Consider the following 18,493-nt stretch of genomic DNA (forward strand, 5'->3'; position numbering starts at 1 on the left):
CAAGCGGCTTGGTATCGAGGAAGGTACGGTTTTGCCGCGCTCGATCATCGAGTTCTATTACAAGGCCGATGCGCTGGACGACCCGATGGTCTCTGAAGAGCATGTCACCGCCTTTGGCTGGGCCAGCCCGCAGGAAATCGACGACATCATGGCGCTTGCCATCCGCGTCAATGACTTCCTCACCGGCCTGTTCCTCGGCGTCGGCATTCAACTGGTCGATTTCAAGATCGAATGTGGCCGGCTGTTTGAAGGCGACATGATGCGCATCGTCGTCGCCGACGAGATTTCGCCTGATTCCTGCCGGCTCTGGGACGTCAACACCAACCAGAAATTCGACAAGGACGTCTTCCGTCGTGATCTCGGCAGTCTCGTCGAGGCCTATCAGGAAGTCGCCCGCCGGCTTGGCATCATGAACGAGAACGAGATGAACCGCCCTTCCGGACCGGTTCTGGTCAAGTAAGCGTCAGGAGCTGCGTATATGATCAAGGCACGCGTGACAGTGACGCTGAAAAACGGCGTTCTCGATCCGCAAGGCAAGGCCATCGAGCACGCGCTCGGTGGACTTGGTTTTTCCGGCGTCGGTTCAATCCGCCAGGGCAAGGTGTTCGACATCGTGCTTGAGACATCGGATCGTTCCAGGGCCGAAGCCGAACTCAGGGACATGGCGGCCAAACTGCTCGCCAACACCGTGATCGAGGATTTCACGGTCGAGGTACTTTAAGCCATGAAAGCCGCCGTCATCCTGCTCCCCGGCCTCAATCGTGATCGCGACATGATTGCGGCGCTGACCAAGATCTCCGGTCAGGCCCCGCAAACGATCTGGCAAACCGAGACCTCGATCGACGACGATGTCGATCTGATTGTCATCCCCGGCGGCTTTTCCTATGGCGACTATCTGCGCTGTGGCGCGATTGCCGCACGCATGCCGGTGATGCAGGCGGTGCGCGAAAAGGCTGAAAAAGGCGCTCGCGTCATCGGCGTGTGCAACGGCTTCCAGATCCTGCTCGAAAGCGGCCTGCTTCCGGGCGCCCTGATGCGCAACGCCTCGCTCAGATTCGTCTGCCGCGAGGTCGAGCTTGAAGTCGCCAACGCGAATACGGTCTTTACCAGCGGTTACACGCAGGGCCAGATCATCCGCTGCCCGGTGGCCCATCATGACGGCAACTATTTCACCGACGCCGACACGCTCGCCGACATCGAAGCCGGCAATCAAGTGGCATTCCGCTACACCACGGACACCAATCCGAACGGTTCGCTCAACAATATCGCTGGCATCGTCAACAAGGCAGGCAATGTGCTGGGCCTGATGCCGCATCCCGAAAACCTGATCGAAACAGCTCATGGCGGCGCCGATGGCCGCGCCCTGTTCGAGGCCGCGCTTGGACTGGTCGACGCCTGAGGCTGCCGCAGGCGGTCTCCAGGACCCTGGCCTGCGAAATCTCGCAAGCGCACGCCCCGATTGCCGGAAGGCACCCTTGTGCGAGGGGGAATCGTGCTATTGCAGCCTTCGACGAATGCCATTTGGCCGGTGCCCGGAGCCCTCATGAACAAATTTTCTCTGACAGTGGTGCTGGTTTCCGGATTTCTGGCCTCAGCCTGTTCCCCTTCATCCGGTCCGGCCTCGGGCACAAGCTCCAATTCCCAGGCGGTCTCGACGCTGCAAAGGGTCAACAGCCAGGCTCATGTCTGCTGGCTCAAGGACAACGAGTTCAAGGAATTCGGCATCGTCCCCGAACTCGATACCACCAGCACGCCGCGGCTGTTGATCATTCCGCGCGGCAAGCCGCAATCCCTGCCGAAAGCGGTCATCGTCGCTTCAGCCAACAACGCCCAGTTCTACGGTCCGCTTTCCACCACACCGCTGGCAAGCCGGATCAATGGCGACATCTCGCGCTGGGCATCAGGCGGCACCGGGTGCTGAGAACGTGCGCTGCAAAGCGATTATCGCGCTGGCCATGTCCACAGTTTAGCATCGGCTTTCGGTCAAAAATTCAAATTCAAGGTGCCATCAGGCCCGCCAGTACGCTATAGCCTGCAGCAAGCACAGGACAAGAAGGGCGACCCCCGCCATGACCATTCCCAATACCGTTCCCATCACCGAAGAGCTGATTGCCGCTCACGGGCTCAAGCCCGAGGAATACCAGCGCATTCTCGATCTCATCGGCCGCGAGCCGAGTTTCACCGAGCTGGGCATTTTCTCGGCAATGTGGAACGAGCATTGCTCGTACAAGTCATCGAAGAAATGGCTGCGCACGCTGCCGACCGAGGGCCCGCGGGTTATCCAGGGACCGGGCGAAAACGCTGGTGTGGTCGATATCGGCGATGGCGATTGCGTGGTCTTCAAGATGGAAAGCCACAACCATCCCTCCTATATCGAACCCTATCAGGGTGCGGCGACCGGCGTTGGCGGCATCCTGCGCGATGTCTTCACCATGGGCGCGCGGCCGATCGCGGCGATGAACGCGCTCCGCTTCGGTGCACCCGATCACCCCAAGACCCGTCATCTGGTCTCGGGCGTTGTCGCCGGTGTCGGCGGTTATGGCAATTCCTTCGGCGTGCCGACGGTCGGCGGTGAAGTCGAGTTCGATGCGCGCTACAACGGCAATTGCCTGGTCAACGCCTTTGCCGCGGGCATCGCCAAGACCGATGCAATCTTTCTCTCCGAAGCCAAGGGCGTCGGGCTTCCGGTGGTCTATCTCGGCGCCAAGACTGGCCGCGACGGTGTCGGCGGCGCCACCATGGCATCGGCCGAATTTGACGAATCCATCGAGGAGAAACGTCCCACCGTGCAGGTGGGCGATCCGTTCACCGAAAAATGCCTGCTCGAAGCCTGTCTCGAACTCATGCAGACCGGCGCGGTCATCGCCATCCAGGACATGGGGGCTGCCGGTCTCACCTGCTCGGCGGTCGAAATGGGCGCCAAGGGCGACCTCGGCATCGAGCTCGATCTCGATCACGTGCCGGTGCGCGAAGAAAACATGAGCGCCTACGAGATGATGCTGTCGGAAAGCCAGGAGCGCATGCTCATGGTGCTCGAGCCCGAAAAGGAGGCGGAAGCCAAGGCAATCTTCGTCAAATGGGGCCTCGACTTCGCCATTGTCGGCAAGACCACTGACGATCTGCGCTTCCGCATCCTGCATCAGGGCGAGGAAGTCGCCAATCTGCCGATCAAGGAACTCGGCGACGAGGCTCCCGAATATGACCGCGAATGGCGCGAAATCGGCGGCCTGTCACCACTCGACACCGCCGACGTCGAAGAGCCGGAAGATTATGGCCAGGCGCTGCTCGATCTGCTCGGTTCGCCCAACAACGCCTCCAAGCGCTGGGTCTGGGAGCAGTACGACACGCTGATCCAGGGCAATTCCCTGCAGATCCCGGGTGGCGACGCGGGGGTCGTGCGTGTCGAGGGCCATGACACCAAGGCGCTGGCTTTCTCGTCCGACGTCACGCCGCGCTATGTCGAGGCAAACCCCTACGAGGGCGGCAAGCAGGCCGTCGCCGAATGCTGGCGCAACCTCACCGCCACCGGCGCCGAGCCGCTGGCGTCCACCGACAACCTCAATTTCGGCAATCCCGAGCGTCCGGAAATCATGGGCCAGCTGGTGATGGCTATCCAGGGCATCGGCGAAGCCTGCCGGGCACTGGATTTCCCCATCGTATCGGGCAATGTCTCGCTCTATAACGAAACCAATGGCGAGGCGATCCTGCCGACACCCACCATCGGCGGCGTCGGCCTGATCGACAACTGGAACCACATGGCCCGCATCGGCGGCGCCAGTGCTGGCGACGCCATAATCATGATCGGCGGTGACGGCACCCATCTTGGTCAGTCCGCATGGATGCGCGATTGTCTCGGCCGGGCCGAAGGCGCTCCGCCATCGGTCGATCTCATGGTCGAACGCCGCAACGGCGAATTCGTCCGTTCGGCGATCCGCAATGATCTGGTCACCTCATGCCATGACATTTCCTCGGGCGGACTTGCCGCAACACTCGCGGAAATGGCCATGGCCTCGGATCTGGGCATGGACATCGACCTGTCAGGCAGCAATGGCCCGGCGCACGCGCTGCTGTTCGGCGAGGATCAGGCGCGCTATGTCATCACGGTTCCTGCGGAACTGTCAGGCTATGTCGCCGCCAGCGCCGAAGGCGTGGGTGTTCCCTTCCGCCAACTCGGCATCATGTCGGGCGACAGCTTGCGTATCGACGGCCTGATGTCCGTGTCGGTATCCGCATTGCGCACCGCCCATGAATCATGGTTCCCTTCATTCATGGATAGCCCGGCGGCACTCGCCGCCGAATAGCCCAATCAGGAGCCTCACAACATGGCGATGAACGCAAACGATATCGAAAAATTGATCAAGGCCGGAATTCCCGACGCCCAGGTCACCATCCGCGATCTGGCCGGTGACGGCGACCATTATGCGGCGGAAGTGGTCTCGGAGAGCTTTCGCGGCAAAAGCCGGGTGCAGCAGCACCAGATGGTCTACAATGCGCTGCAGGGCAACATGGGCGGCGTTCTGCACGCCCTGGCGTTGCAGACCAGCGTGCCCGATTAAGCCTGGCCGGGACGGAAACTCGCAAACGATTGATCGGCAGAGACAACAGCAGGCTGTTTCCTGCCTTCAAAATGGCGTCGCGCTGAGCATATCATTCTGGCTTGATCCGCTTTGCAACCCGAGACCACAAATCAACGGAGCGTCATGAATACACCGACCCACATGCTGATAGGCGCAGCCTTGTTTGCCCGGAAGGATTATCCGTCGGTATCCGCCGCTGCGCTTGTGGGTGGTTTGGCGCCGGACATACCCCTGCTCGTCATGGTCGCCTATGCGACCCGGATCGCCGGAATTCCACAACAACAGGTCTACACCACCCTGTTCTTTTCCGAGCGCTGGCAGCAGGTTTTCGCGATCGACCACAGTTTCTTCGTCTGGGGCGCCTTGATTGCCGTGGGGATCGTGTTTCACTGGAAAGCCGTCATGGCGTTCGCGGGCGCCGGATTAGCCCATGCGGCGGTTGATTTTCTGACCCACCATGATGATGCACGTCGCCAGTTCTGGCCGGTTTCCGATTGGGTTTTCAAAAGCCCGGTTTCCTACTGGGATCAGGCTTATTACGGTGGATTGGTCGCCCCGTTAGAGGCGGTTCTGGTGGTAGTGTTGACCTTCATTTTGCTGAGACGACTGGATAAGTGGCGGGAGCGGATACCCATTCTCGCCGTTGCGGCGTTGCTTCTCGCCCCCATAATTTTAACCGGGGGCTTTCACGGTCTGCATGGAGTTGGCTGACCGTCCCTTGTCTCCATCGGTTCGGTCGTCCGAACCCGCCTGACTGTAACGACCCGCCACAATCGAACAAACCGGTGTGCAGGTTTATGCGCATCGGCGATGAGGTGACGCAACCTGCGCGGCAAGTGTCCGGCTCAGTCGCGTAGCATCACCACCACAACCGGGCCCGCCGGTTCGCCCGCGTCGATTTCCATATGGGCGCCCCAAGCCATGCTTGAGACTCCACCGTCGAAAAACAGCGCATTCGGGCACATGGCCACGTCCTTGAACAGCCGCGCGAAAGACCCGAGACTCACCGGATCGCGGGTGATTGCCAGTACCAGTTTGCCATCAGTGCGCACGCCCACCCCGTTGCGAATATATCTGGTGGTTCCGTCGGGCAGAAAGCGGGGATGGATTTCACCATTGATCACCAGCATTGGGCCGGACTGAGTCGCAAAGGCCGGTGCAATCTCCGCGCCGGCATAGGCCATTGTTTCCATCACTCCGGCAGTGCCGTCGGGGCGGATGAAAAACACTCCGTTGGGTTTGAGAAAGAAATTGCCGAAATCATCGTCTGTGTTGAGCGGCGAAATCTCTTTCCCGTCCTCGACATAAAGTCCCACCGGCGTCATGTCGGAGTGGTACATGCCTGCATTCATCGCCAGCACCGGCGTTTGACCGAAGGTCGCCAAAGCCGTCACCGCCCGCTTCACGCTGCCATGCGGCACGCCGGTCCGGTCCCGATAGACCAGTCTTGTCGCGTTGGCTGCGGGATCGATGATGCACAGGCTCGCCCGCGCGCCCTCAAACACGGTTTCCTCGCAGATATCCGGCCTGTCTAATGCTGTCATGGCTTCGTTCCCGTTTGATCCCGCCATTCCTGCTTCAGGCAGCTTGCCGGTCGGGACCAGCGCACTCCAGAAGAACAAGCCGCCAGCCACAAAAAGCAGGATGATCAGCAAATACAGGGTGCGGTATTTTGTCATGATGAGACTTATAATGCGTGGCTTCTTGTCTTGTCATGCGCGCCGCGTTATCTGAAGGACAAAGAAATATCGTGGCTACACGTCTTGAAAGGATCCTACGATGTCCGGTATCAATGAATTCATCGACAATGAAGTGAAAAGCAACGACGTGGTGCTGTTCATGAAAGGCACCCCGCAATTTCCGCAGTGCGGTTTTTCCGGTCAGGTTGTCCAGATCCTGGATTACCTCGGCGTACCCTACAAGGGCGTCAACGTGCTGGCGGATGATTCGCTGCGCAACGGCATCAAGGAATACTCCAACTGGCCGACCATTCCGCAGCTTTACGTCAAGGGCGAGTTTGTCGGCGGGTGCGACATCATTCGCGAGATGTTCCAGTCGGAAGAGCTGCAGCAGCACATGACCACGGCCGGCATTCCGGTCAAAGCGGCCTGAAACACTGTTCATCTGATGCGGCAAGAGGCGGATTTTCCGCCTCTTTTCGTTTCAGCCAAAAACACCCCGCGGTTGATCCGCCTTCCCGCCATTCAAAGCAAGTCTGGAGACCTTGATCATGACCTGGACCATCTACCTCTCTGGCGAAATCCATTCCGACTGGCGCGAGCAGATTGAAACAGGCGCGCGCTCTGCCGGCCTGCCTGTTGCATTCAGCGCCCCCGTCACCCATCACGAAGCCTCCGACGATGTCGGCGTAGCCATTCTTGGCACCGAGCCCGACAAGTTCTGGCACGACCACAAGGGCGCGCAGATCAACGCCATCCGCACCCGCACATTGCTCGACAAGGCAGATATCGTCGTTGTCCGCTTCGGCGAGAAATACAAGCAGTGGAATGCGGCCTTCGACGCGGGCTACGCCGCGGCTCTTGGTAAACCCCTGATCATCCTGCACCAGGACGAGCATGCCCACGCACTCAAGGAAGTTGATGCGGCAGCGCTTGCCGTCGCCAGGACTCCGGATCAGGTGGTGGCGATCCTGCGCTATGTCATCACCGGTGCGCTTCCGGGTTACACAGAGACGTCCGACGCCGCACAGTGAGCTGATCCGGGTCCTCGGCTCCGGTTTGCCCTCGCGCCCATCCGCGCTGATTGAGCCGCCTGTGGCAAAAGACGGATGATTAACCCGCCCCGGGTATGATCGGACTGCTTCATCTGCCGCCACAACGCACGTTTCCCAGGATACCGATGTGAACACCGACCCGAGCCCGTTTCAGCCGGACAGCAAAGGATCGGGCAAAGCGCTCTTCTCCGGATCGTCATCCCTTTTCAGGTTCACAATCGCCGCCGGCCTTGTGGTCGCCATCTCGTTGCCCCTGATCCGGTGGCTTGATCGACCCGAACGCATCCAGTGCGATGCCTATATCGAGGCTCCAGAGGGGATCAGCCTGATTGCCCACGCAGGCGGCGGATTGCAACAGGGCGACTACTCGAATTCGAAGGAAGCGCTGGATCAATCGCTGAGCCACGGGTTCGAGCTGTTTGAACTGGATTTCAACCGGACCAGCGATGGGGCACTGGCCATCGGCCACGACTGGACGGACCAGTATCGTTACTGGAACCGGCTTGGCTGGGGCGACTGGCTCACGTCTTTCTTTTTCGCGCCCTCAGCGCGCAGCTACGAGGCGGCAACGCCCGGTTTCGGTCTGACACGCCTGTCGCTGGACACCCTGCTCGACTGGTTGCGCGCCAATCCGGGCAGGATCGTCACCGACTTCAAGTCCGGCAACATTGACGGACTGGCCTGGATCGCAAGCAGGGCCGGGCCATTGCAGCATCGGTTCGTCCCCCAGATATATTCACTGTCTGAATACCAAGCTGTCCGGGAGCTGGGATATGACGATATCATCTTCACCAGCTACCGACTGCCTCCCACCGCCGAACTGTTCTCACAAATCGATCAACTGGATCTTTTCGCCATCACCGTCCCCGCTGCCGCGGTTGCAGACGCGGCAAGGGTGATTTCGAAACACCGGCTTTTCACCCACACAATCAATTCACCGGTCACATTGCCAGCCGCTGGTTACTATACTGATTGTCTGATTCCGGCGAAATCGCCTGACGGAATCTGAAACCCGCGTTCCGGATTGACCGGTCCGCGCCGTCGTCGTTTTGGAGGTTCCATGCCCGGAGTTCACGCCTCGATCAGCAGTCAGGTCCGTGCTGCAATCGCCGTAATTGTCAACGACACGGCCGGTTTATCGACTTACGCCCGGGATGACGATCAATGACCGGCGCGCCCTATACCGGCTTTGGCGAAAAGGCCCTGCCCTTTCTCAAGGCGCTGGGTTTTCACCAGAACCGCGAGTGGTTTCACGCCAACAAGGACATGTTCGAGGCACATCTCAACGAGCCGCGCGGACGGCTGATCGATGATCTGGCGCAGGCTCTGGCGGACAGGAAGATCCCGCTGACATGCAACCGCAAGACATCGACATTCCGCATCAACCGCGATGTCCGCTTTGCCAAGGAAAAGCACCCCTACAACACCCACATCAGCGCGGTGATCACCCGTACCGCCACCAAGAAGGACCAAGGGCTGCTGTATTTTCATGTCTCCCCGGATGACAGCTTTCTTTCCGTCGGGTTCTACGCCATGGAATCAGACGAACTCCGGGCCTTCCGGGAAGCAATTGTCGCGCGCAAGGCCCAGTTCGACGCAGCACTCGAGCCGCTGTTGGATCTCGGTTTCGTGTTCGACATGGAAAACAGTCTCAAGCGCACGCCGCGCGGATTCGAGGCGATCACCGATCCGCAAACCGTTGGTCTGCTCCGTCTGAGACACCTGACCCTGTCACGACGTTTTTCCGCCGACCGGCTCAAGGGGACCGCGCTGCTGGACGATCTGACCGAACTGGCGGAAGTGGCCCAACCATTCCTCGGTTTCGGCTGGCGGGTGATTGATCCCGTCCGCGCCGCCCGTGACGAAATCAGCCACTGAGAAAAAGCATCACGCACAATCGCTGCGCGTCCGCAGGTCATTCAACCCCGGTCACGGACGCAACCCGCATCAACCAACCCTGGCTTGACGACCGGATCACCGCCGCCGCCGGTTCCAGCGTCTTTGCCAAGAGACCTTCGACGGGCCGTCGCGCCAGACCACCTCCAGCCGTCCCGCCCGCGGGCTCGCGGTCGCCAGCGTGCCATCGATGATGACGATCCCGCAATATTCCATGATTTAGAGGTCGTCGGGGTGACATTGTCCGTCGCTGATACAGCGTTCAGCAAGTCGAGTGGTCGGCATTGCGAGACTTTACGGATCGCCCCACCGGGGTTATGAACGTCATCGGCTCCGGTCACGACGACCCGCCTTCTGAAGCCCCAATCCCGAAAACCCCGACACGATCGCCTGGTACGCGGATTTGGATTCAGCTTTACAATCAGCAGATGCACAGATGCATCCTGTTATCGACTGGATAGGCAATTCAATGCACGGAAAAACGGCTGCCACTGCGATCCCGCCTGCGACCATTGCAGGCATCAGCCGCCCTCAATTCATCGCAATCGTCGCCTCGCTGATGGCCCTGAACGCGCTGGCGATCGACATCATGCTGCCGGCTTTTCCCGACATAGCCATGGGCTTCGGCGTTACCGATGCCAATCAGGTGCAGTTCGTGCTGCTGACCTACATTATCGGCTTTGGCGGCGCGCAGCTGTTTTTCGGACCAATCTCCGACCGGTTCGGCCGGCGCAATCCCCTGTTCATCGGGATCGCGCTCTATGCGCTGTGTTCGATCGCGGGCGCACTTGCTCCAAGTTTCGAATTTCTGCTGCTGGCAAGGTTCCTGCAGGGCATCGGCGCCGCCGCAACCCGGGTCATTGCGCTGTCTGTGGTTCGCGACACGCATTCGGGCCGTGGAATGGCCGCCACCATGTCACTGGTCATGATGGTCTTCATGGTGGTTCCGGTGTTCGCGCCGATGATGGGTCAGGTGATCATCCTTGCCGGCGACTGGCATCTCATTTTTGTGTTCATGACCGCTGTTTCGCTGCTGGTTGGTACCTGGGCCGCTTACCGATTGCCCGAAACCCTCAAGCCGGAAAATCGCAGGCCGCTGACGCTCAAGAGCATCCGCGAGGCCTTCGCCATCGTGCTGACCAATCGGATTGCGCTGTTTTACACCCTTGCCACCAGCTTCTATTTCGGCTCGCTGTTCGGCTTTCTGAACGTGGCGCAGCCGATCTATGTCGATATTTACGGCCTGGGCAGCTATTTCCCCATTGCTTTCGCTGCTGTCGCCGTCGTCATGGCCGGATCGTCGTTTCTCAATGCCCGGCTTGTCGGCCGCTTCGGACAACGCCGTCTGTCGCACGGCGCCCTGATTGCATATCTCGTTCTGGGCGTAATTTTTGCCACGCTGACCGCCATCGGGCCGATCCCGTTCTGGCTGTTTTTCGGAATTTCCCTGCTTATGATGCCGTTGTTCGGTTTTGTCGGCTCGAACTTCAATTCCATCGCCATGGAGCCGCTCGGCGCCATCGCCGGCACTGCTTCCTCGACGCTCGGGTTTGCGCAGACTGTCGGAGGCGGCGTTGTTGGAGCCTTGATCGGTCAGGCCTATGACGGAACGGTGTTCCCGCTCGCCGCCGGGTATGCCCTGGTTTCGGCAGTCTCGCTGATCATGGTGGTGATCGCGGAAAAGGGCAGGTTGTTCGGCGTCGGCACACCGGATTGATCTCAGGTCAGAGCGCCGCCCTGCCAAGGCTACGGCGCTAAGCCCGCCACAAGGCTTCGCGCACCATGGTCCAGTTGGCGCAATCGCTGGTCGCCAGCAAACCGCCATCAAGATGCTCGGGCCGGTAGGCGCTGCCATCAAAGCGGCGGACATAGCCGCCCGCCTCCTGGGTGATCAGTGCGCCAGCCAGATGATCCCAGGGCATCAGCTTGTTGTAGAGCGCAAAATTGATGTGACCACCCGCCAGCAGCCGGTACTCCTGCGCCGCGCAGCGGTAACCAACTCCGCCCAGGCACAGCGCCTGGTTGCGGGCCACGATGCTGCGCTCGGGCTCCGGCATGTATTGCCATGAAGCCGAGCCGATCATTTCCCCGATGGATCCGACGGGCTGTGCAACCCGCAAGGCGGTTTCGCGCCCGTCATGCCGTCGCAGCAAGGCACCCGCCCCCTTCTGCGCCATGATCCAGTCCTGGCCAACCGGATCGTGAATGATCCCGGCGACCGTCTCGCCAGCTTCGACAATGCCCAGCATGACGCCGAACGAGGCGACCCCGGAAGCGAAATTGAAGGTGCCATCGATTGGATCGACCACAAAAGCGCGCTTGTCCGATTTCGTCCAGTTATCAAGCAGCGCCGGATTGTCGGACACCGCCTCTTCGCCGATCACCAGCGAACCGGGAAATTTCGCAAGCAGCGCTTCGGTGATCATGCGTTCCGCATTCACATCCGCCTCGGTGACAAGATCATCGGCCGAGGTCTTGTGCCGCACCGCGCCCTCATCGAGGTTGCGAAACCGCGGCATGATTTCCGTCGTTCCGGCTTCCTGCAGCAAAGCCGCCAGCCAGTCCATATCGGCTGCGCCAAGTGGGGTCATGTGCCTGCTTTCTCGGGTTGGACCGACAGACCCGCAAAATCGAACAGCGACCTGTCGAGAAGGTGGGAAGCCCTGGCGTTGCCGAGCGCGCGGATCATCGAATCCTTGCGGCCGGGCATCCGCTGCTCGATGTCGGCAATCATCGCTTTCATAACATTGCGTTGCAAACCATCCTGTGAACCGCACAGGTCACACGGAATGATCGGAAACTGGAGCGCCTCGGCGAACCGCGCCAGATCCTCTTCGGCGCAATAGGCCAGAGGTCGCAGGACCATCACATCGCCATCATCATTGAGCAGCTTCGGCGGCATCGCCGCCAGCCGTCCGCCATGAAAGAAATTGAGGAAAAAGGTCTCGAGAATATCGTCGCGATGATGACCCAGCACCAGCGCCTCGCAGCCCTCTTCCCGCGCGATGCGATAGAGATTGCCGCGCCTCAACCGCGAGCACAGCGCGCAATAGGTCGCTCCCTCCGCCACCTTGCCGGTCACCACAGAATAGGTATCGCGGTATTCGATCCGGTGCGGCACATTGTGGGAAGTCAGGTAGTCGGGCAGCACATGCTTTGGAAAGTTCGGCTGGCCCTGATCGAGATTGCAGGCAATCAGATCGACCGGCAGCATGCCGCGCCATTTCAGATCCATCAACAACGCCAGCAACCCGTAGGAATCCTTGCCGCCCGACAATGCCACCAGCCAGCGTGGACGCACCGATGTCTCGGCTTCCGCCGGCGGCGCCATGGCAAAATCCTCAATCGCCTGCCGCACATTGCGGATCAGCCGCTTGCGCAGCTTGTTGAACGAAACGCTCGACGGCGCACCCGCATAGAGCGACGGTCCCGCCCCTGTCGCCGGCTCCATCGTCTCCACACTGTCGATCACATCACTCATGGCACCCGGGATGATGGCTTTGACCAGATCAGTCAAGCCCCGAACACCGACCATTCCATTCGCCTGGCCAATTGTTCCAGTGCTGCGGTGCCGAGTTTGGAATTGCCGACATGGTCAAGCCCGGGGGACCAGACCGCGATCGAGGCTTTTCCCGGTGCTATTGCCAGGATGCCGCCGCCAACGCCGCTCTTGCCGGGCAAGCCGACGCGGAAGGCAAATTCACCCGAACCGTCATAATGGCCGCACATCAGCATGATGGCGTTGATCCGCCGCGCCCGCTGCGGCGATACAACTTGCGCGCAGGTCACCGGGTCGCGTCCCTGGCTCGCCAGAAACAATCCGGCGCGAGCCAGTTGCTGGCAGCTCATGACGATGGCGCATTGATGGAAATACACACCCAGCACATGATCAACCGGATGATCGATATTACCGAATGAGCGCATGAAATGCGCCAGCGAGGCATTGCGGTCGCCGTGGGCAGTTTCAGACCGCGCCACGTGCTCGTCGATCAGGATCGAATCATCATCGGCCAGATGACGGATGAACTGGATGATCTCGCCGATTGCTTCGATCGGCCTGTGTCCGGCCATGATCAGATCGACCACCGCGATGGCGCCGGCATTGATGAACGGATTGCGCGGGCGGCCCTTTTCCTGCTCGAGCTGGACGATCGAGTTGAACGGATTGCCCGACGGCTCGCGCCCGACACTGCTCCACACCGCGTCGCCGAGCTTGCCCAGCGCCAGAGCCAGCGTGAACACTTTCGACACGCTCTGGATCGAGAACGGAGTCGCCGCATCACCGGCTGAAAGCACACGCCCGTCCGGCAACGCCACGGCAATGCCGAACTGGTTCGGATCGACCTTGGCCAGTTCGGGAATGTAATGCGCCACCTCGCCACGCTCGGCAGCAATCGCGGCCTCAAGGGCGATCTCGTCAAGCACATCTTGCAGATCAGTCATTGTCTGTCTCCGGGCACACCAGCTGCAGCCAATCTCGCATACAAAAAGGCCGCCCCGAAAGGCGGCCTTGATCTGACGCGATCCTGGAAGGAAGGATCAGCGTGAATAGAATTCGACGACCAGGTTCGGTTCCATCACCACTGCGTAAGGAACGTCGCCGAGCGTCGGCACGCGAACGAAGGTGGCCGACATCTTGTGGTGATCGGCTTCGATGTATTCCGGCACGTCACGCTCTGCGAGCTGGGCCGATTCGAGCACGATGGCCAACTGCTTGGACTTTTCCTTGACCGCAACGACATCACCCGGCTTGCAACGGAACGAGCCGATGTTGACGCGCTGGCCGTTGACAGTGATGTGGCCGTGGTTGACGAACTGGCGAGCCGCAAAAATCGTCGGCACGAACTTGGCGCGGTAGACGACGGCGTCAAGACGCTGCTCGAGAAGGCCGATCAGGTTTTCAGGCGTATCGCCCTTCATCCGGTTGGCTTCGTCATAGGTCTTGCGGAACTGCTTTTCCGAAATATCGCCGTAATAGCCCTTCAGCTTCTGCTTGGCGCGCAGCTGCACACCAAAGTCGGAAAGCTTGCCCTTGCGGCGCTGACCGTGCTGACCGGGGCCGTATTCACGGCGGTTGACCGGGGACTTCGGACGGCCCCAGATGTTTTCGCCCATACGGCGGTCGAGTTTGTACTTGGACGATTCGCGCTTGCTCATCGCATTTCCTTTCAAAAGGTTAACCCGGCCTGTTGCCAAACCGGATGAAGGAAACGCGCCCTCCTCTGGCCCCCGTTTTCGGGACCTGACAGGACAGTTCACGCACGCATTGTGATAAACCGTCCACGGGACACGTAAGAAAACGCGAGGGGATGAACCCTCGCGCTGCCAGGGTGTCTACGGTGGAAAGGATCGCAAGTCAACCGTTTGCACTTCCCTCGCACACAAATCTCCAGGCTGCTGCATCCTCAGTGAACCCGGCATGTCCCCGCGATATTTCCGTAGACCACAAGGTCCGCTATAGCAGTATTTTCCGTCAACTGGATTGGGATTCGCCATGACCGACACTGTTCTCGACCGTTTGCTCCGCTACGTCGTCATCGACACCCAGTCGGACCCCTCCTCCCTGGCGCAGCCCTCGACCGAAAAGCAGAAGGATCTGGGCCGTGTGCTGGTCGCGGACCTGCTGGCGCTCGGTCTCAACGACGCGCACATGGACGAGCACGGCAATATCTATGCGACGCTGCCCGCCAACTCCGGCAAGGATGTGCCGGTGATCTGCTTCTGCTCGCACATGGACACCGCGCCGGATTTCACCGGGACCGACGTCAAGCCGAATGTCGTGCGCAACTATCAGGGCGGAGACATTCAACTGACCGGTGACACCAGCCGCGTGATCCGCGTCAGCGAACATCCCGAGCTCAACAACCAGATCGGCCACGACATCGTCACCACCGACGGCACCACGCTGCTCGGCGCCGACGACAAGGCTGGTATCGCCGAAATCATGACGGCGGCACAATTTCTGATCGACAACCCGAACATCAGGCACGGCACCATCAGGCTGCTGTTCACAACAGACGAGGAAATCGGCCGTGGCGCTGACAAGGTCGACATCGACAAACTCGGCGCCGCCTTCGGCTATACGCTGGACGGCAGCACCATCGGCGAAATCGAGAACGAGACCTTCTCCGCCGACGGCGTCGAGATCGAGATCACCGGCGTCGCCCAGCATCCGGGTACCTCCAAGGGCGTGATGGAAAACGCCATCAAGATTGCCGGCGAGATCATCGCCCGCCTGCCCCGGGGAATCGCGCCTGAAACCACCGATGGCCGACAGGGCTTCATTCATCCCACCGGCATTTCCGGATCGATGGACAAGGCCCGGCTTTCCTTCATCATTCGTGATTTCGTCAACGATGGCCTTGCCCGCAAGGAAGCCATCCTCAGGGAGATCGCTGAGCAGGTGATGACCGCCTATCCCGGCTCAAGCATGCGCTTCACCGTGGTCGAGCAATATCGCAACATGAAGGAAGTGCTCGACCGTCATCCCGAGGTCATGGCCAATCTGGTCGAAGCCGTCCGCCGCGCCGGCCTTGAGCCGGTGACCCATTCGATTCGCGGCGGCACCGACGGCTCGCGCCTGTCATTCATGGGCCTGCCCTGCCCCAACATCTACACCGGCGGCCACTCCTATCATTCGCCACTGGAATGGATCAGCGTCCAGGACATGGAGAAATCAGTGGAGACGATTGTCGAACTGGTCAAAGTCTGGGAGGAGCGGGCTGGAACATAAGGGACTTAGCCCTCACTCCGCCGCCTCGGCACTGCCCGCATCCTCATCAGCCGCATCCGCAGCCCCCGGCGCGGTTTCGGCCTGCAGTTCCGGAATCCCGACAATGCGTTTTCCTGACAGATCTGCATGGACGATGATCAGGCCCTGCTCCTCGAAATAGCCCAGCAGCCGCCGCGCCCGGCGGGCGGAATGGGTGCCGTAGGCCCGCGCGATGCGGGCGTCTGAGGGACAGGGCTCGGACCTGATCGCGGCATTGGCCAGCATCAGGAACACGCCTTGCAGGTCATCGGTGACGGTGGCGGACAGCGACAGCGCTGTTGCCCAGGCTTCGGTCTCCGCCGTCTCGGCATCCACGCCCGAACGCGCAATCGCGACACGGCGGCGGAAATCCGAAAGCGGCATTGGCGAACCTGAAACCCTGCGCATCCTCAACCGCACCAGAAAGTCCTGATAGAGCGCCGCATCGGTGCGATAGCCCGATTGCGGATCGGCGAGGATTTCCCCAAGCACGGTGGCAATCCGCTCTTCGCGTTCTTCCGGCGACATTCCCGGGGTGGCCGATTCCGGCCCGGATTTCGCAAGCGGCGCGTCGCCGAGAGGCGTGGCGCGTGACAGTTCCGCCAGAATGTCGGTGGTAGGCCGCGGCGCGGGCCGCGCCCGGCGTTGGGTCAGGCGGGCAAATTCCTCCGGATCGGGCGTAAAGATCAGATCCTCCACGTCAGCCACTGTCTCCGGCATCGGCATCAGTTTCGGGCTCGACGAGCGCGCCTGCGTCTGCACCTCGCCAATGCTGATCGGCAAGGGCCGCCGCGACAGCGCCGGGCCAAGGCCGACGAAATTGCCGCGCGTGAGATCGCGGAACATCTCCGCCTGACGCCGGTCCATGCCCAACAGATCAGCCGCACGCGCCATGTCGATATCGAGAAATGTCCGGCCCATCAGGAAGTTGGAGGCTTCCGCCGCAACGTTCTTGGCCAGCTTGGCTAGCCGCTGGGTGGCGATCACGCCCGCCATCCCGCGCTTGCGGCCGCGGCACATCAGGTTTGTCATCGCGCCGAGCGACATCTTGCGTGCATCTTCGGAAACGTCGCCGCCGACGGCGGGCGCAAACATCTGCGCCTCGTCGACCACGACCAGCACCGGATACCAGTGTTCGTGATCGGCATCGAACATGGCGTTGAGAAACACCGCAGCCGCGCGCATCTGCTGCTCGACATCGAGCCCCTCCAGCGACAGCACGCAGGAGACCCGGTGCCGCCTTATGCGGCTGGCAATTCCCGCCAGTTCGGCCTCGCTGCGCTCACCCTCGACCACCAGATGTCCGTATTTGTCCGACAGTGTGACAAAATCGCCCTCAGGGTCGATAATCACCTGCTGCACCCATTGCGCCGACTGCTCGAGCAGACGCCTGAGCAGATGCGACTTGCCCGAACCGGAATTGCCTTGCACCAGAAGACGGGTCGCCAGCAATTCCTCGATGTCGAGCTTGGCCGGCTGTCCGCCCGCCAAACTCCCCATGTCAATTCCGACCTGCACCTTGGCTCAACTCCGTTTTACGCGACGCACACACCCGACCGATTCTATTCGGCAACCGGGCACCGGCCTGTCTACCAGACTATTGCTCTCTCGCGGAGCGTGGAACCGGAAATACACAGAATTCCGGCCCGGGTTCCAATGCGCACCGCCACATCGGGACCGTCAGGCTCACACGGTTGTCAGCCCAAACCCGTGCATCAGCCGGAGCCCGCTGTAATCCGGTTTGCCCGAGGTGAACACCACCGTGTCCTTGGCGTCCGGCAGCGCATCGCCACCCGGCAACGTCTCGACAATTGCTAGCGCGCGGCGCGCGATCGCTTCCGCCGGATCGATCCAGTCCACCGGCCAGGGCGCCAGCTTGCGCATACGGTTGACCAGAAACGGAAAATGCGTGCAGGCCAGCACCACGATGTCGGTCTGCTGGCCGTCATGGCTGACAAAACACGGATCGATTTCCGCCTTCACCGCCGCCTCGTCGACAAAACCCTTGCGCATGTAGGTTTCGGCGAGTTCGGCGAGATTTTCCGAGCCCACCAGCCGCACATGCACCTTGTCGGCGTAATCGCGGATCAGGTCACGGGTGTATTGCCGCTTGACCGTACCGGGCGTCGCCAGCACCGAAACCAGGCCCGAGCGGGTGCGTTCGGCAGCGGGCTTGATCGCCGGCACCGTGCCGACAAACGGCAGCTCCGGATAGGCCTGGCGAAGCGCCGGCATGACGATGGTCGAGGCGGTGTTGCAGGCAATCAGTGCCAGCGCCGGATTGTACCGCTCAATCAGCCCGGCGAACAGGTTGACGATGCGCTCGCTGAGCGCCCCCTCTTCCCATCGTCCATAGGGAAAGCCGGCGTCGTCGGCGACATAGACGAACCGCCTGCCGGGCATGATCACCCGTGCCTCGCGCAGCACGCTCAGCCCTCCGATACCGCTGTCAAACACCACGACAGGCTGATCGCTCATTCCTCGTCTCCCGCCTCAACCGGCTTGCGCCGGCCGGACCGGCTGAACTTGTCAAAT

20 protein-coding genes are annotated in these 18,493 nt (G+C 60.8%); 13 read left to right on the forward strand and 7 right to left on the reverse strand.

The genetic code is table 11. The features are described 5' to 3' along the window. From ABJN75_RS10100 to ABJN75_RS10130, 7 genes are all read left to right on the forward strand, one after another. Positions 1-460: phosphoribosylaminoimidazolesuccinocarboxamide synthase (locus ABJN75_RS10100; protein WP_348439293.1), on the forward strand; the 460-nt coding region annotated here is incomplete at its 5' end. A gap of 18 nt (positions 461-478) precedes the next feature. Next, complete coding sequence (gene purS / locus ABJN75_RS10105) at positions 479-721, forward strand: phosphoribosylformylglycinamidine synthase subunit PurS (protein ID WP_348439295.1); 243 nt, start codon at positions 479-481, stop codon at positions 719-721. A gap of 3 nt (positions 722-724) precedes the next feature. Then, on the forward strand, positions 725-1,399 hold the full coding sequence (gene purQ, locus ABJN75_RS10110) for a phosphoribosylformylglycinamidine synthase subunit PurQ (protein ID WP_348439297.1): 675 nt from the start codon (positions 725-727) through the stop codon (positions 1,397-1,399). A gap of 144 nt (positions 1,400-1,543) precedes the next feature. Further along, on the forward strand, positions 1,544-1,921 hold the full coding sequence (locus ABJN75_RS10115; protein ID WP_348439299.1) for a hypothetical protein: 378 nt from the start codon (positions 1,544-1,546) through the stop codon (positions 1,919-1,921). A gap of 148 nt (positions 1,922-2,069) precedes the next feature. Continuing rightward, complete coding sequence (gene purL / locus ABJN75_RS10120) at positions 2,070-4,301, forward strand: phosphoribosylformylglycinamidine synthase subunit PurL (protein WP_348439301.1); 2,232 nt, start codon at positions 2,070-2,072, stop codon at positions 4,299-4,301. A 21-nt stretch (positions 4,302-4,322) separates the two neighbouring features. After that, complete coding sequence (locus tag ABJN75_RS10125; RefSeq protein ID WP_348439303.1) at positions 4,323-4,556, forward strand: BolA family transcriptional regulator; 234 nt, start codon at positions 4,323-4,325, stop codon at positions 4,554-4,556. A gap of 144 nt (positions 4,557-4,700) precedes the next feature. Further along, a complete protein-coding gene (locus ABJN75_RS10130) occupies positions 4,701-5,288 on the forward strand; it encodes a hypothetical protein (RefSeq protein WP_348439305.1) in 588 nt (195 codons plus the stop codon). Positions 5,289-5,422: 134 nt separating this feature from the next. On the opposite strand, the gene ABJN75_RS10135 is transcribed toward ABJN75_RS10130, so the two are convergent. Next, positions 5,423-6,256, reverse strand: a complete 834-nt coding sequence (locus ABJN75_RS10135; RefSeq protein ID WP_348439307.1) for a phosphodiester glycosidase family protein — start codon at positions 6,254-6,256, stop codon at positions 5,423-5,425. 100 nt (positions 6,257-6,356) lie between these two features. On the opposite strand from ABJN75_RS10135, the gene grxD reads away from it, so the two are divergent. The 5 genes from grxD (at position 6,357) to ABJN75_RS10160 (ending at position 10,924) form a co-directional block, all read left to right on the forward strand. After that, on the forward strand, positions 6,357-6,689 hold the full coding sequence (gene grxD / locus ABJN75_RS10140) for a Grx4 family monothiol glutaredoxin (protein ID WP_348439309.1): 333 nt from the start codon (positions 6,357-6,359) through the stop codon (positions 6,687-6,689). 118 nt (positions 6,690-6,807) lie between these two features. Then, complete coding sequence (locus ABJN75_RS10145) at positions 6,808-7,290, forward strand: YtoQ family protein (RefSeq protein WP_348439311.1); 483 nt, start codon at positions 6,808-6,810, stop codon at positions 7,288-7,290. 148 nt (positions 7,291-7,438) lie between these two features. Next, the gene (locus tag ABJN75_RS10150) at positions 7,439-8,320 is read left to right on the forward strand and encodes a hypothetical protein (RefSeq protein ID WP_348439313.1); all 882 of its coding nucleotides are present in this window, start codon (positions 7,439-7,441) and stop codon (positions 8,318-8,320) included. Positions 8,321-8,475: 155 nt separating this feature from the next. Next, the gene (locus ABJN75_RS10155) at positions 8,476-9,189 is read left to right on the forward strand and encodes a TIGR02453 family protein (RefSeq protein WP_348439314.1); all 714 of its coding nucleotides are present in this window, start codon (positions 8,476-8,478) and stop codon (positions 9,187-9,189) included. 538 nt (positions 9,190-9,727) lie between these two features. Then, the gene (locus ABJN75_RS10160; protein WP_348439327.1) at positions 9,728-10,924 is read left to right on the forward strand and encodes a multidrug effflux MFS transporter; all 1,197 of its coding nucleotides are present in this window, start codon (positions 9,728-9,730) and stop codon (positions 10,922-10,924) included. A gap of 37 nt (positions 10,925-10,961) precedes the next feature. Here the strand turns inward: ABJN75_RS10160 and ABJN75_RS10165 are convergent, their stop codons facing one another. From ABJN75_RS10165 to rpsD, 4 genes are all read right to left on the reverse strand, one after another. Continuing rightward, entirely contained in the window at positions 10,962-11,798 is an 837-nt protein-coding gene (locus ABJN75_RS10165; protein ID WP_348439315.1) for an inositol monophosphatase family protein, read from the reverse strand. Then, positions 11,795-12,658, reverse strand: a complete 864-nt coding sequence (gene ttcA / locus ABJN75_RS10170; protein ID WP_348439329.1) for a tRNA 2-thiocytidine(32) synthetase TtcA — start codon at positions 12,656-12,658, stop codon at positions 11,795-11,797. Before ttcA ends, ABJN75_RS10165 begins: the two co-directional genes overlap by 4 nt. A 62-nt stretch (positions 12,659-12,720) precedes the next feature. Continuing rightward, positions 12,721-13,650: a glutaminase gene (locus ABJN75_RS10175; RefSeq protein WP_348439317.1), complete on the reverse strand. Its 930-nt coding sequence runs from the start codon at positions 13,648-13,650 to the stop codon at positions 12,721-12,723. 96 nt (positions 13,651-13,746) lie between these two features. Continuing rightward, the gene (gene rpsD, locus ABJN75_RS10180) at positions 13,747-14,364 is read right to left on the reverse strand and encodes a 30S ribosomal protein S4 (protein ID WP_348439319.1); all 618 of its coding nucleotides are present in this window, start codon (positions 14,362-14,364) and stop codon (positions 13,747-13,749) included. A gap of 337 nt (positions 14,365-14,701) precedes the next feature. On the opposite strand from rpsD, the gene pepT reads away from it, so the two are divergent. After that, positions 14,702-15,940, forward strand: a complete 1,239-nt coding sequence (gene pepT, locus ABJN75_RS10185) for a peptidase T (RefSeq protein WP_348439321.1) — start codon at positions 14,702-14,704, stop codon at positions 15,938-15,940. Positions 15,941-15,952: 12 nt separating this feature from the next. On the opposite strand, the gene ABJN75_RS10190 is transcribed toward pepT, so the two are convergent. After that, a complete protein-coding gene (locus tag ABJN75_RS10190) occupies positions 15,953-17,476 on the reverse strand; it encodes an ATP-binding protein (RefSeq protein WP_348439323.1) in 1,524 nt (507 codons plus the stop codon). Positions 17,477-17,644: 168 nt separating this feature from the next. Next, positions 17,645-18,436, reverse strand: a complete 792-nt coding sequence (murI, locus tag ABJN75_RS10195; RefSeq protein WP_348439325.1) for a glutamate racemase — start codon at positions 18,434-18,436, stop codon at positions 17,645-17,647. Positions 18,437-18,493 lie beyond the last annotated feature (57 nt).

Origin of the sequence: Hoeflea sp. (genome assembly GCF_039975035.1) — a bacterium.
Classification (GTDB): domain Bacteria; phylum Pseudomonadota; class Alphaproteobacteria; order Rhizobiales; family Rhizobiaceae; genus Hoeflea.